The following is a 15,369-nucleotide window of genomic DNA, read 5'->3' as shown; positions in this document are numbered from 1 at the left end:
TTTTATCTTAACAGCACTAAATTACTCGATGATGTTGTTCGCTTGGTCTTTAACGAATGCTTTCATCTCGTCAGTTACAGTAATGCCTTGCTCTGCAGCAGCTTTCATATTGAAGATGAAATCCAGCTTTTGTGGGACCGTAACATTCATCTCCGCTGGTTTTTTGCCGTTTTTCAAAATCTCGACAGCCATTTGGCCAACTTCATAACCATGATCATAATATTTGAAGCCTACTGCTGCGAATGCGCCTTTTTCAACGGTATCGCGGTCAGCCGAGAAAAATGGAATATCCTTTTCATTAGCTACTTCAATAATTGCGTCTGCGCCGGTAACAACCATATTATCAAGCGTAATATAAATGGCATCAACACGGCCAACCAATGAATCGGCAGCTTGTTTAACGTCTGAAGAATTGGCTACAGATGCTTTGATAAGCTTGATATTATGTTTAGCAAGTGCTTCCTCAGCAATTTTGGCCATAACGACAGCGTTTTGCTCACCTTCGTTAATGATTAGACCAACATTTTTCACGTCAGGAATTTGGGATGCGATAAAGTCCATTGTTTGAGTAATAGCTGCAGGATTTGTATCCGATGCACCTGTAATGTTGCCGCCTGGCGCCTCGAGCTGCGTTACGATTCCTGCTTCAACAGGATCTGTTACTGCCGCAAACAATACAGGCATGTCCTTAACATCGTCAGCAAGAGCCTGTGCGGTCGGTGTAGCGATACCTAGTGCAAGATCGCTTTTGCTGTTAGCGATTTTTTGAGAAATCGTCTTAATATTTGTAGGATCGCCTTGTGCATTGTTGAAATCAAGCTCCAAGTTTTTGCCTTCTTCAATTCCTGCATCCTTAAGAGCAGCAACGAAGCCGTCATAAGTCGCGTCAAGCGATGGATGTTCCACGATTTGTGAAACCGCGATTTTGTACGTTTTTTCGGACGAGCCGCCCGTGTTTGTTGTCGAACCTTCGTTGTTCGTGCCTGATTTACCCGTGTTGGCACCACATGCCGCCGTTACAACCATAATTGAAGCCAGTGCAATACTTAGCCAAAACTTTCTGTTCATCCTTTAAACCCCTCTCATCTTATCAGTCGTCTTGTAAAGAAGCTGTTATGAACTAATCAAGTACAGCAAAGCATCATCGCTTTCTCTCATTAAAGTCTATGACTGTACGTAATCGGCTGTTTGTTAACGAGCAAAGACGACATTCTTCTACTATTCCCTAATATTAAATGGGCGTGAGGTGTACAGTCAATCATTAGTTGAATGTAAAATTAAGTAAGCCGACCTATTGACCGACTCTGCTTCTACATAAATCAAAAGCCCCCACCGAGGTGAGGGCTTTTGTTATTCATAGCGGCTAAAGCCGCCATCAATTATTTTTGGATAGAAGCTACAGCGCCAGCGCCTACAGTACGGCCGCCTTCACGAATAGAGAAACGAGTTCCCTCTTCAACAGCGATTGGAGCGATAAGCTCAACCGTTACAGTGATGTTGTCGCCAGGCATAACCATCTCAGTGCCTTCTGGCAGGTTGATGATACCCGTTACGTCAGTTGTACGGAAGTAGAACTGTGGACGGTAACCTGTGAAGAAAGGCTTGTGACGGCCACCCTCTTCTTTAGTAAGAACGTAGATTTGTGCAGTGAAGTTAGTGTGTGGTTTAACCGAACCCGGTTTAGCCAAAACTTGTCCACGCTCAATGTTGCTACGGTCTACACCGCGAAGCAATGCGCCTACGTTGTCCCCAGCTTGAGCGGAGTCAAGCAATTTACGGAACATTTCAACGCCTGTTACTACGGATTTACGGGATTCTTCAGCAAGACCGATAATTTCTACCTCGTCGCCGACTTTGATAACGCCACGCTCTACGCGACCTGTAGCAACTGTACCACGGCCAGTGATTGTGAATACGTCCTCGACAGGCATAAGGAAAGGCTTAGCTGTGTCGCGCTCAGGAGTTGGGATGTAAGTGTCAACTTGCTCGAAGAGCTCGATGATTTTTTCAGCCCAAGGACCTTCTGGGTTAGCAAGAGCTTCACGAGCAGCACCACGAATGATCGGAGTGTCGTCACCTGGGAACTCATACTCGGAAAGAAGGTCACGAACTTCCATTTCTACCAATTCAAGAAGCTCTTCGTCTTCAACCATGTCGCATTTGTTCAAGAATACTACGATGTAAGGTACGCCTACTTGTTTCGAAAGCAAGATGTGCTCACGAGTTTGTGGCATAGGGCCGTCAGTAGCGGAAACTACAAGAATAGCTCCGTCCATTTGTGCAGCACCAGTGATCATGTTTTTTACATAGTCGGCGTGACCTGGGCAGTCAACGTGTGCGTAGTGACGAGCAGGCGTCTCATACTCAACGTGAGCTGTCGAGATCGTGATACCACGCTCGCGCTCTTCTGGAGCTTTATCGATTTGGTCGAATGCGATTGCTGCACCGCCGTATTTTTTGGAAAGTACAGTTGTGATAGCTGCTGTCAAAGTCGTTTTACCGTGATCGACGTGACCGATAGTACCGATATTAACGTGCGGTTTGTTACGTTCAAATTTTGCCTTAGCCATTGAACTTGAGCCTCCTCAATATATCATGAATTTTTTTATGTGTGGGCCGACATCAGGTTTGCAAGCAAACGAAGCTGGCGGCCAAAAGCACTTGTTTAGAAGTACAAAAGCGATTACTCGCCTTTGTTCTTAGCAATGATCTCTTCAGAGATCGATTTTGGAACTTCTTCATAGTGAGAAAGCTCCATGGAGAATACGCCGCGTCCTTGTGTACCGGAACGTAGTGTAGTGGAATAACCAAACATCTCGGAGAGAGGTACCTTGGAGCGGATAATTTGTGCACCTGCACGAGTATCCATACCTTCGATACGACCACGACGGGAGTTAAGCATACCCATAACATCGCCCATGTACTCTTCAGGAACAGTAACTTCTACCTTCATGATTGGCTCAAGAAGAACTGGCTTACATTTTTCTTTGGCAGCTTTAAGCGCCATCGAACCTGCAATTTTAAACGCCATCTCCGAGGAGTCAACATCATGGTACGATCCGTCAACAACAACAGCTTTGACATCAACGAGCGGGAAGCCAGCGATAACGCCGTTCTTCATTGACTCTTCGATACCAGCTTGGATAGGAGCGATAAACTCACGAGGAATCGATCCACCGACTGTTTTGTTTTCGAAAATAAAGCCTGAACCTGGCTCAAGTGGTGAGAATTCAACCCAACAATGACCGAATTGACCTTTACCACCGGACTGACGAACGAACTTACCTTCAACCTTCGCAGCTTCACGGAACGTTTCACGGTAAGCAACTTGTGGCTTACCAACGTTTGTTTCAACTTTGAATTCACGGAACATACGGTCAACGAGAATCTCAAGGTGAAGCTCACCCATACCAGAAATGATTGTCTGGTTTGTTTCTTCGTCTGTATGTGCGCGGAAAGTAGGATCTTCTTCTGCCAGTTTGGAAATCGCGATACCTAGTTTATCTTGGTCGGCTTTCGTTTTTGGCTCGATAGCAACCGAGATAACAGGCTCTGGGAAGTTCATTGATTCAAGAATGATAATGTTCTTCTCATCGCAAAGAGTGTCTCCTGTTGTTGTGTCTTTAAGACCAACAGCTGCAGCAATATCACCCGCATACACTTCAGAGATCTCTTGACGAGCGTTCGCGTGCATTTGCAGAATACGTCCAATCCGTTCGCGCTTGCCCTTAGTTGAGTTAAGAACATAAGAACCGGATTTCAGAATTCCTGAATACACACGGAAGAACGTCAATCTACCAACATAAGGATCCGTCATGATTTTGAATGCCAGAGCCGCGAACGGATCTGTATCGGATGATGGACGTTCACCTTCTTCTCCGTCTTCAAGCGTACCTTTAATTGAAGGTACGTCAAGCGGAGATGGAAGATAGTCAACAACCGCATCCAACATCAATTGAACGCCTTTATTGCGGTAAGATGAACCAACGATTACTGGGAAGATTTTAACTTCGCAAACACCCTTACGGAGTGCTGCTTTAATTTCTGGAATAGTGATTTCTTCACCTTCCAAATATTTCATCGTTAATTCTTCATCCAGCTCAGCGACCTTCTCAATCAATTCCGTACGAAGCTCTTCCACTTGGTCAGCATACTCCGAAGGAATTTCAACTTGAATAGGGTCTTTACCTGTATCGTCTTTGTACTTGTAAGCTACACGTTCAACGATATCGATAACGCCGACAAAATCAGACTCAGCGCCAATCGGAATTTGAATGGCAACAGCATTAGCTTGCAGACGCTCACGCATATCTTTGATAACGTTAAGGAAGTCTGCGCCAATGATGTCCATTTTGTTTACGTAAGCGATACGCGGAACGTTGTAACGGTCAGCTTGACGCCATACAGTCTCGGACTGTGGCTCAACGCCTTCTTTAGCACTGAAAACTCCAACGGCCCCGTCCAATACGCGCAGGGAGCGCTCAACTTCTACTGTGAAGTCAACGTGTCCCGGGGTGTCGATAATATTAATACGGTGTCCATTCCATTGAGCAGTTGTCGCAGCAGACGTAATCGTAATACCGCGCTCTTGTTCTTGTTCCATCCAGTCCATCGTAGCTGCACCTTCGTGCACTTCTCCGATTTTGTGGGTACGGCCCGTGAAGAACAAAATCCGTTCAGTTGTTGTGGTTTTACCAGCATCAATATGCGCCATAATCCCGATGTTACGCGTATTGTTCAAGGAGAACTCTCTTGACATAAAATGGTCTCCTCTCGAATGTTAGAATCCTACCAACGGTAGTGAGCGAATGCTCTGTTGGCATCAGCCATTTTGTGAGTGTCTTCGCGCTTCTTAACAGCTGCGCCAGTGTTATTGGAAGCATCTGTGATTTCAGCAGCTAAACGCTCTACCATTGTTTTCTCACCGCGGTTACGTGAATAGTTCACGAGCCAACGGAGAGCAAGTGCAGTACGGCGTTCTGGTTTAACTTCGATCGGCACTTGATAGTTTGCACCACCAACGCGACGAGCTTTAACCTCAAGTACTGGCATAATATTTTTCATTGCAGCATCGAATACTTCCATTGGATCTTTACTCGTGCGTTCTTGAATCAGTTTGAAAGCATCATACAACAATGTTTGTGCAACGCCTCTTTTACCGTCAAGCATAATGCGGTTGATTAGGCGAGTTACCAGTTTGCTGTTATACAGCGGATCTGGAAGCACATCACGTTTCGTTACAGGACCTTTGCGTGGCATGAGAAAGTCCCCCTTTCTTCTAATAGTCGCTATTTCTAGCATTTCAATGACCCGTTAGGGTTATTCTTATGATTTTTTAACTTTCGGACGTTTCGTACCATATTTCGAACGAGATTGGTTCCGATTGTTAACGCCTGCAGTATCAAGTGCGCCGCGAACGATATGATAACGTACCCCTGGAAGGTCTTTTACCCGTCCACCACGAATCAATACCACGCTGTGCTCTTGCAGGTTGTGTCCGATACCCGGAATGTACGCTGTAACCTCAACGCGGTTAGTAAGACGTACACGCGCATATTTACGAAGCGCGGAGTTCGGTTTCTTAGGAGTCATTGTACCTACACGAGTGCACACACCGCGTTTTTGAGGAGCGCTGATGTTTGTAGCTTCACGTTTCAATGCATTGAAACCTTTTTGCAATGCCGGCGATTTCGATTTAACGACTTTCGCTTGGCGTCCTTTACGGACTAGCTGGTTAATAGTTGGCATGTTGCCACCCCCTTCCTAAATTCATGTCTTTTCGAAAATATAAGCATTTATAATCTATCGTTTATAAATCCACTTATATTTCTTCGCGTAGGCGAGCTCATTCCACCAAAGGACGGCAATAGCCGAATACGCTTGTATGGTAGACATTTTACCTAAAATTAAGCCCACAGATCCAGGCGGTTCATAAAAGAACAAACAAAAGTTCTCGCCAGTCAATCATCGTTAAATAATCAACTAACAAAAACGGATATTGCGTTATTCTTCTTCGGTTACGAGCGCTGCCATCGCGGCCCCGATATCAATGCCGCAGGTTTCCCCGAGGTCTTCCATCGTATCGAACCATTTAACTGGAACTCCCGCCCGCTCACATAGATGAATGATCTTCTCTTTCATCTGCGGATCTGCATCTCGTGCAACATAGACTTCAATGGCTCTTTGTTGCTCGAGCATCTTGGTCGTCTGCTTTGCGCCGACTTTGAATTGCATGAAAATCACCTTCAATTCTTCCATTCAGCGATCACACAATTAGGCACACTTCGATATAGTACCACCTACACTGTGCTTGTGTCAAGAAACTTTAAGGATATTCATTTGCAAACATTTCGTAAATAAAACCCATACTATAAACATACAAAAGAGCGGTCATCCTCCGCTTCCAAATGAAGCGGAAGATGTGACGCTCTTTCGTTATATGTTAGTGTCCGGTTACTGAAACAACTGCTCAATCAACGATTAGTCGACGGTAACAGCTTCTGTTTCTAGTTCGCCTTCTACTGCAGTAACGATTTCATCTTCTAGGCCAGCAAAGCGAATGTTACGATAACGAGCCATTCCAGTACCTGCTGGAATCAACTTACCGATAATAACATTTTCCTTGAGTCCAAGCAACTGGTCAACTTTGCCTTTAATAGCCGCATCAGTCAATACGCGAGTTGTTTCTTGGAAGGAAGCTGCTGACAAGAATGAATCAGTCTCAAGCGACGCCTTCGTAATACCGAGCAAAACTGGTTTTGCAACAGCTGGTTCAAGGTCTGCAAAGATCGCAGCGCGGTTTTGAGATTCATATTCATGAATATCAACAAATGCGCCAGGAAGCAGAGTTGTACCGCCTGCATCTACGATACGGATTTTACGGAGCATTTGCTTAATCATGACCTCAACGTGCTTGTCATTGATTTCTACCCCTTGGTTCCGGTAAACGCGCTGTACTTCTTGCAAAATGTAGTTTTGAACGCCACGAATACCTTTGATGCGCAGCATATCTTTAGGATCAATGGAACCGTCAGTCAGCTCATCGCCGGCTTCGATTTGTTGCCCTTGCGTTACGCGGATACGCGAACCATAAGTAACGGCATACACTTTGGATTCCGCTTCGCCTTGAACCTCGATTTCGCGACGGTCCTTAGCTTCACGAATTTCTTTGATTACACCGTCAAGCTCGGAAATGATCGCTTGACCTTTCGGATTACGCGCCTCAAACAACTCTTGGATACGCGGCAAACCTTGTGTAATATCATCGCCGGCAACGCCGCCCGTATGGAACGTACGCATCGTCAGCTGTGTTCCTGGCTCCCCGATCGATTGAGCCGCGATAATGCCTACCGCTTCCCCAATTTCAACGTGTTTACCAGTAGCTAGGTTACGTCCGTAACAGATCTTACAAACGCCATGACGAGCACGGCAGCTCAATACGGAACGGATTTGCAGCTTCTCAACGCCAGCATCGATAATCGCGTCCGCTTTGTTCGAGTCGATCAACTCGCTACGGTTAACGATAATTTCACCTGTTTTTGGATTACGAACCGTTTCAAACGCATAGCGGCCTTCGATACGGTCATAGAGATCTTCAATAACCTCTTTACCGTCTTGAATTTTGCTTACGCTGAAGCCTTTGTCCGTTCCACAATCTTCTTCGCGCACGATTACGTCTTGCGCAACGTCAACAAGTCGACGAGTCAAGTACCCGGAATCGGCAGTCCGAAGTGCTGTATCGGCCAAACCTTTACGCGCTCCGTGAGTCGAGATAAAGTACTCGAGGACGGTAAGGCCTTCGCGGAAGTTTGATTTGATTGGCAACTCGATGATACGACCCGATGGATTGGCCATCAGACCACGCATACCGCCAAGTTGTGTAATTTGAGATTTGTTACCCCGTGCTTTGGAATCCACCATGAGCATGATGTTGTTGTAACGATCCATTGACTTCATAAGAACGTCAGTGATCTCGTCTTTACATTTACTCCAAATGCTGATGATCCGGTCATAACGCTCTTCGTTCGTAATCAAACCACGACGGTATTGATTCATAACGGTAGCGACTTTCTCATCGGAGAGCTTCATGATTTCGTTTTTCTCTTTCGGGATGATTACGTCAGCTACGCCGATTGTAATACCTGCCTTAGTCGAGTAAGTGAAACCAAGCTGCTTAATGCGGTCAAGAAGCATCGCAGTAAGCGTTGTGTGGTATTGACGGAAGCATTCCGCAATAACTAATGCGAGATAATCCTTACCTACCGCACCCGGCGTCTCGATCGCATCCAAAAACTTAGGAAGATCTGCACCTTTTTCGTAAACGAAATATTTATCTGGCGTACCGTGCAATAGGTTCGTTTTCGTTGCTTCGTTGATATAAGGGAAATCTTCAGGGAAAATTTCGTTGAAGATTACTTTACCAACTGTAGTAACGAGCAGCGAGTTTTGCTGTTGCTCGGTGAAATTAACTTTCTTAAGGACGCGAACCGGAATGAAGATCCTTGCATGCAAGGAAACAATACCGCGCTGATAAGCAGAGATCGCCTCGTTAATGGTTCCGAATACGGAACCGCTACCTTTAGCTTCTTTGTTATCCATCGTCAAGTAGAAGCTTCCTAGAACCATATCCTGCGAAGGAGTAACGACCGGCTTGCCGTCTTTCGGGTTAAGGATGTTGCCTGATGCAAGCATAAGCAAACGAGCTTCAGCTTGTGCTTCGGCAGACAACGGAACGTGAACGGCCATTTGGTCACCGTCGAAGTCAGCGTTATAAGCTGTACATACGAGCGGGTGAAGCTTAATAGCGCGGCCTTCAACTAGAATAGGCTCAAATGCTTGAATACCTAGTCTATGAAGCGTCGGGGCACGGTTAAGCAGCACTGGGTGTTCCTTGATAACTTCCTCAAGAACATCCCATACCTCTGGGCTTACGCGTTCAACCTTGCGCTTAGCACTCTTAATGTTGTGTGCCAAGCCTTTATTAACAAGCTCTTTCATAACGAAAGGCTTGAACAATTCAAGTGCCATTTCCTTCGGAAGACCGCACTGGAACATTTTCAGGTTAGGACCTACGACGATAACCGAACGACCGGAATAGTCAACCCGTTTACCGAGCAAGTTCTGACGGAAACGTCCTTGCTTACCTTTCAGCATGTGGCTGAGAGATTTGAGCGGACGGTTACCAGGACCTGTTACAGGGCGACCGCGACGACCGTTGTCGATCAAAGCGTCAACCGCTTCCTGCAGCATCCGTTTTTCATTTTGTACGATAATATCAGGAGCGCCCAGATCAAGAAGACGCTTCAGACGGTTGTTACGGTTAATAACACGGCGATACAAGTCATTAAGGTCAGATGTCGCAAAACGTCCGCCATCAAGCTGTACCATCGGACGAAGCTCAGGAGGGATTACAGGAAGCACGTCAAGAATCATCCATTCCGGCTCGTTGCCGGAGTTGCGGAATGCTTCGACTACTTCTAGGCGCTTAATGGCACGATTGCGTCGTTGCCCTTGAGCCGTACGCAGCTCTTCCTTCAATTGCTCCAGTTCTTTGTCAACGTCGATATCCTGCAAAAGCTTTTTAACAGCCTCGGCGCCCATGCCAGCATGGAAACCATACCCGTATTTCTCCCGGTAGCTGCGGTATTCTTTCTCCGAAAGGAGTTGTTTTTTCTCAAGCGGCGTATCACCTGGGTCCGTCACGACATAGGATGCAAAATAGATGATCTCCTCAAGCGAACGAGGCGACATATCCAGTGCAAGACCCATACGGCTTGGAATCCCTTTGAAGTACCAAATATGAGAAACTGGAGCAGCTAGCTCGATGTGACCCATACGTTCACGGCGAACTTTAGCGCGAGTTACTTCAACGCCACAGCGATCACAAACGACACCTTTATAGCGTACACGTTTGTATTTGCCGCAATGACATTCCCAGTCTTTCGTAGGTCCAAAAATCTTTTCGCAGAAGAGACCTTCCTTCTCCGGCTTTAAGGTCCTATAGTTGATCGTCTCCGGTTTTTTAACTTCTCCGCGGGACCACGAGCGAATTTTATCCGGCGAAGCCAGACCGATTTTCATATACTCGAAGTTGTTCACGTCCAACAAGGAGCAACCCTCCTCCGTCATGTATGACAATGTCTATCTAATCAGCTAGATTCCGTCATAGGCGCGTGACCATGTGACGGAATCCAGCAACTAGTTTATTCAGCAGCGCCGATCTCGGCACCTTCAATATTGAGGTTGAGCTTATCACCCGTTGCCTCGTCTTCATCGTCCATTTCCTTCATTTCGATCTCTTCTTCATTCTCAGACAGAATTTTAACATCCATACCTAAGCTTTGAAGCTCTTTGATCAAAACTTTAAACGATTCTGGAACGCCCGGTTCTGGAACGTTCTCGCCTTTGACGATCGATTCGTACGTTTTCACACGACCAACCACGTCATCGGATTTAACCGTCAATATTTCTTGAAGCGTGTACGCAGCGCCATAAGCCTCAAGCGCCCATACCTCCATCTCCCCGAAACGTTGACCACCGAACTGTGCTTTACCACCGAGCGGCTGTTGTGTAACAAGTGAGTAAGGACCAGTGGAACGGGCATGGATTTTATCATCGACCATGTGCGCCAGTTTGATCATGTACATGACCCCAACTGTAACTTCACGCTCGAAGTTTTCGCCTGTCCGTCCGTCATACAGTACGGTTTTACCGTTACGCTGCATGCCTGCTTCTTCCATCGTATCGAAAACGTCATTCTCGCGCGCTCCGTCAAATACTGGCGTAGCGGCGTGGATGCCGAGATGTTTACAAGCCATACCCAGGTGAACTTCAAGCGCTTGGCCGATGTTCATCCGTGACGGAACGCCGAGCGGGTTAAGAACAACCTCTACTGGTGTGCCATCCGGTAGGAAAGGCATATCTTCTTCTGGCATGATGCGGGCGATAACCCCTTTGTTACCATGACGTCCGGCCATTTTGTCGCCTTCGGAAATTTTCCGTTTTTGAGCAATATAGGCACGTACCAGTTGGTTAACGCCAGGTGGCAATTCATCGCCATTCTCACGCGTAAATACTTTCACGTCTACAACGATACCGTCAGTACCATGCGGTACGCGAAGCGAAGTATCACGTACTTCACGAGCTTTCTCACCGAAGATAGCGTGCAGCAATCTTTCTTCCGCAGTCAGCTCCGTTACGCCCTTCGGCGTTACTTTACCAACCAGGATATCGCCTGCGCCGATTTCGGCACCGACACGAATGATTCCGCGCTCATCCAAGTTGCGAAGAGCTTCTTCGCCGACATTCGGGATATCGCGAGTGATTTCTTCCGGTCCAAGCTTCGTATCACGAGCTTCGGACTCATATTCCTCGATGTGAATGGATGTGTAAACATCCTCTTTCACAAGCTTCTCACTAAGCAGGATCGCATCCTCATAGTTGTAACCTTCCCACGTCATGAATGCAACGACTACGTTGCGTCCCAGAGCCAATTCGCCCTTTTCAGTGGAAGGACCATCTGCAAGAATATCGCCTTTCTTAATGACGTCGCCTTTGCGTACGAGTGGACGCTGGTTGATGCACGTTCCTTGGTTAGAACGCATAAACTTGTGTAGTTTATGTTTTACCAAGTCGCCTGTAACCGGCTTGCCATCAATTTGCTCTACGCGGCGAAGCCAAATTTCATTAGCGGAAGACCGTTCGATAATACCGTCATGTTTCGCAACGATACAAACGCCGGAGTCTTTCGCAGCTTTGTGCTCCATGCCCGTACCAACGAGCGGTGATCTAGGGATAAGTAGCGGTACCGCTTGACGTTGCATGTTTGATCCCATGAGGGCACGGTTGGAGTCATCGTTTTCCAGGAACGGAATTAACGCTGTCGCAACGGATACTACCTGCTTAGGAGATACGTCCATGTAGTCAACACGATCGCTTGGCATAGTCAAAATGTTATCAGCTTGCTTGTTGTAACGAACGATCGTATTTTCTTCTGCAAACTTATCATCAGGAGTCAGCTTCGCATTCGCTTGCGCGATTACGTAGTTATCTTCCTCGTCAGCAGTTAGGTAAGCGATTTGCTCTGTTACAATTCCCGTCTTCGGATCTACCCAACGATACGGCGCTTCAATGAAGCCATATTCGTTAATGCGGGCAAAGGATGACAAGGAGTTGATCAAACCGATATTCGGTCCCTCTGGCGTCTCGATCGGACACATCCGCCCATAGTGGGAGTGATGGACGTCACGGACTTCGAAGCCCGCGCGTTCCCGAGTCAAACCGCCGGGTCCAAGTGCTGATAGACGACGCTTATGCGTGAGCTCAGCAAGCGGATTCGTTTGGTCCATAAACTGGGACAGCTGCGAGGAGCCGAAAAACTCTTTTATAGATGCAATGACCGGACGAATGTTGATTAGCGCCTGAGGCGTAATCGCATTCGCGTCTTGGATGGACATTCTCTCGCGTACAACGCGCTCCATACGAGACAAACCGATACGGAATTGATTTTGAAGCAGCTCGCCTACAGAACGCAGACGACGGTTACCGAGGTGATCGATATCATCCGTGCTGCCTACGCCATGAAGCAAATTAATAAAGTAGTTAATGGAAGAAATGATATCCGCTGGCGTAATATGCTTCACGGATTTATCAATAATGCCATTGGCAATTACCTTAATAACTTTGCTTTCGTCATATGGCGAGAATACGCTGATCGTTTGTAGTGGAATACTATCAGCATCCAATACGCCGTTAGCAACGTGATACGTTTTGAAACCTACATCCTTCTCGAGCTTTTCGAGAATTTCATCAAGCAAACGACGGTCAATCATTTGTCCGGACTCAGCAATAATTTCGCCAGTCGTAGGATCAACTAGATTTTCCGCAAGCCGTTGGTTAAACAAACGGTTCTTGATGTGTAGTTTTTTGTTTATTTTGTAACGGCCTACATTGGCCAAGTCATAACGTTTTGGATCAAAGAAACGAGCTACTAGCAAGCTCTTCGCATTATCCAAAGTCGGAGGCTCGCCCGGACGAAGACGCTCATAAATTTCAATCAGCGCTTTCTCGGTTGAATCCGTGTTGTCCTTGTCTAACGTGTTGCGAATGTACTCATCATGACCAAGCAGCTCAAGAATCTCAGCGTCAGTACCGAATCCGAGCGAACGCAAAAGTACCGTTACCGGTATTTTCCGGGTCCGGTCAATACGAACGTAGATGATATCTTTAGCATCCGTTTCAAGCTCTAGCCATGCGCCACGGTTAGGAATAACCGTCGCTGTGTAGTTCTTCTTCCCGTTCTTATCGACCTTCGTGCTGAAGTACACACTCGGGGATCGAACCAATTGGCTGACTATGACACGCTCGGCCCCGTTAATGATAAACGTGCCTGTCTCTGTCATAAGCGGGAAATCACCCATGAAAACTTCTTGTTCCTTTACTTCGCCGGTCTCCTTATTAAAAAGTCGTACCTTAACGCGTAAAGGAGCCGCATACGTCACGTCGCGCTCTTTTGATTCATCGACCGAATATTTCGGTTCGCCCAAGCTATAGTCGATAAACTCAAGCGATAGATTGCCCGTAAAGTCCGAAATCGGAGAAATATCTTGGAACAACTCAATTAAGTCGCTGTCCAAAAACTTCTCATACGATTTTTGTTGGATTTCAATCAGGTTCGGGACTTCCAGCACCTCGTTGATCCTGGCGTAGCTTCTGCGCGCGCGCCGACCATACTGAACAAGTTGTCCTGCCAACTTAACCTCACCCCTCATGTCTGTATCACAGCATCGATATCCACTGCGTCACCATAGACGGACCAGCCGCCTATATAGTCAAATAAAGAAAAGCCCTTATCGAATAGTTCGAAAAAAGAGCATGTTCCGGCAGTTAACCAATCACAGCGCGGCCGCGATAGTCTCATATCAAATAATTTTGCCCAAAACGTAAACATTATACGTCAAACGTGTAAAACTTATGCATTCCGCGCTTTAAATTTACACTTGACATTTTAGTTAACTAAAGAGATCGAGCCCAATTTAATGCTGACATTTTATAATTTTACCATATCTAAAATGTCAAGTCAATAAATATAATTCTACTTTCAAACTTAATTTCAAAACAGCTTTTGAGATATTTAACTAGCCTTTTACAGCTTGGAAAATCCGGTAGCCTTTATCCTTCGTAACTTCCTCTACATCACTGAACAATGACTCGAGTTTTGCTTTGGCCGAAGGCGCGCCTTGCTTCTTCTGAATGACGACCCACATGCTTCCGCCTTGCTCCAGCAGTTCATAGCCTTCTTCAAAAATCTGATGAACCACCGACTTCCCCGCCCGAATAGGCGGATTCGTAACGACCGCATCGAACTTCATATGTTTGACGGCCTCATATACATTGCTTTGCAAAACAGTTACATTCGTGATGTTATTCAGCTTTGCATTTTCACGTGAAAGCTCCACCGCTCTCTCGTTTATATCAATCATCGTCACAAGCCCGTTTGGGGCAAGCTTCGCTGATGTTAGCCCAATCGGACCATAACCGCAGCCGACATCCAGCACTTTTGCCTTATCATCCAACATTAGTGCGTCGATCAAAACCTGACTTCCATAATCGACACCCGATTTCGAGAATACGCCAGCATCCGTCATAAAACGGAATGAAAAGCCTCGAAGCGATGCTTCATGAATTTGACGATTATGCTTCACATCCGGGCTCTGCGAGTAATAGTGATTTGACATGATCCATCACCCCCCGTTATTCCTTAGCGACAAGCGCATACAGCGATCGCCCGATCGCAGCGGTAAAGGCGCGTTTCGCGTTGAAAGATAAGAATGTATAAGGGCTCGCTTATACATTCTTATCCTTTAACATACAACGAACCCCTTGAAACCTGACGGTTCAAGGGGCTCGCCAGCCGATTCATCATTCAGTCGCATGATCAGCTTATTTTATTGTAAAAATACTACTTAACTTCTACGGAAGCGCCAGCTTCAGTAAGCTTAGCTGCAACTGCTTCTGCTTCGTCTTTAGCAACTTTTTCTTTAACAGCTTTAGGAGCGCTGTCAACCAAGTCTTTCGCTTCTTTCAGGCCAAGACCTGTGATTTCGCGAACTACTTTGATTACGTTGATTTTCGAAGCGCCAGCGCCGTTAAGGATTACGTCGAATTCAGTTTGCTCAGCTTCAACAGCTGCGCCAGCACCTGCTGCTGCTACTGGAGCTGCTGCAGTTACGCCGAATTCTTCTTCAATTGCTTTAACTAGCTCGTTCAGTTCAAGAACGTTCATAACTTTAATCGCTTCTAAGATTTGTTCTTTAGACATGGTTATACCTCCGGGAATATGGTTTATTTTTTTGTTTTATCATGCAGCCG

General features: G+C 46.3%; 10 protein-coding genes. All 10 read right to left on the bottom strand.

What is annotated here, in order from left to right:
- Nucleotides 1–21: 21 nt before the first annotated feature.
- A complete protein-coding gene (locus tag ADU23_RS11605; RefSeq protein ID WP_053373896.1) occupies nucleotides 22–1,068 on the bottom strand; it encodes an ABC transporter substrate-binding protein in 1,047 nt (348 codons plus the stop codon).
- A gap of 311 nt (nucleotides 1,069–1,379) precedes the next feature.
- On the bottom strand, nucleotides 1,380–2,570 hold the full coding sequence (gene tuf / locus ADU23_RS11600) for an elongation factor Tu (protein WP_053373895.1): 1,191 nt from the start codon (nucleotides 2,568–2,570) through the stop codon (nucleotides 1,380–1,382).
- 113 nt (nucleotides 2,571–2,683) lie between these two features.
- Nucleotides 2,684–4,759 (bottom strand): elongation factor G, encoded by a 2,076-nt coding sequence (gene fusA, locus ADU23_RS11595; protein ID WP_053373894.1) that lies wholly within the window; start codon nucleotides 4,757–4,759, stop codon nucleotides 2,684–2,686.
- A 29-nt stretch (nucleotides 4,760–4,788) separates the two neighbouring features.
- The gene (rpsG, locus tag ADU23_RS11590; protein ID WP_053373893.1) at nucleotides 4,789–5,259 is read right to left on the bottom strand and encodes a 30S ribosomal protein S7; all 471 of its coding nucleotides are present in this window, start codon (nucleotides 5,257–5,259) and stop codon (nucleotides 4,789–4,791) included.
- Nucleotides 5,260–5,325: 66 nt separating this feature from the next.
- On the bottom strand, nucleotides 5,326–5,748 hold the full coding sequence (gene rpsL, locus ADU23_RS11585) for a 30S ribosomal protein S12 (protein ID WP_053373892.1): 423 nt from the start codon (nucleotides 5,746–5,748) through the stop codon (nucleotides 5,326–5,328).
- Between the two features lie 255 nt (nucleotides 5,749–6,003).
- Nucleotides 6,004–6,258, bottom strand: a complete 255-nt coding sequence (locus ADU23_RS11580) for a ribosomal L7Ae/L30e/S12e/Gadd45 family protein (RefSeq protein WP_231637357.1) — start codon at nucleotides 6,256–6,258, stop codon at nucleotides 6,004–6,006.
- A 222-nt stretch (nucleotides 6,259–6,480) separates the two neighbouring features.
- Nucleotides 6,481–10,107 (bottom strand): DNA-directed RNA polymerase subunit beta', encoded by a 3,627-nt coding sequence (gene rpoC, locus ADU23_RS11575; protein ID WP_053373890.1) that lies wholly within the window; start codon nucleotides 10,105–10,107, stop codon nucleotides 6,481–6,483.
- A gap of 95 nt (nucleotides 10,108–10,202) precedes the next feature.
- On the bottom strand, nucleotides 10,203–13,751 hold the full coding sequence (gene rpoB / locus ADU23_RS11570) for a DNA-directed RNA polymerase subunit beta (RefSeq protein WP_053373889.1): 3,549 nt from the start codon (nucleotides 13,749–13,751) through the stop codon (nucleotides 10,203–10,205).
- A gap of 384 nt (nucleotides 13,752–14,135) precedes the next feature.
- Nucleotides 14,136–14,735 carry a class I SAM-dependent methyltransferase gene (locus ADU23_RS11565; RefSeq protein WP_197286061.1) on the bottom strand — a complete coding sequence of 200 codons (600 nt, stop codon included), beginning with the start codon at nucleotides 14,733–14,735 and terminating at the stop codon, nucleotides 14,136–14,138.
- Nucleotides 14,736–14,959: 224 nt separating this feature from the next.
- On the bottom strand, nucleotides 14,960–15,319 hold the full coding sequence (rplL, locus tag ADU23_RS11560) for a 50S ribosomal protein L7/L12 (RefSeq protein WP_053373887.1): 360 nt from the start codon (nucleotides 15,317–15,319) through the stop codon (nucleotides 14,960–14,962).
- Between the last annotated feature and the right edge of the window lie 50 nt (nucleotides 15,320–15,369).

This window comes from Paenibacillus sp. FJAT-27812 (assembly GCF_001273905.1).
Classification (GTDB): domain Bacteria; phylum Bacillota; class Bacilli; order Paenibacillales; family Paenibacillaceae; genus Pristimantibacillus.
Note: the sequence above shows the minus strand (reverse complement) of the source record. Positions and strands in the feature narration are given on the sequence as shown.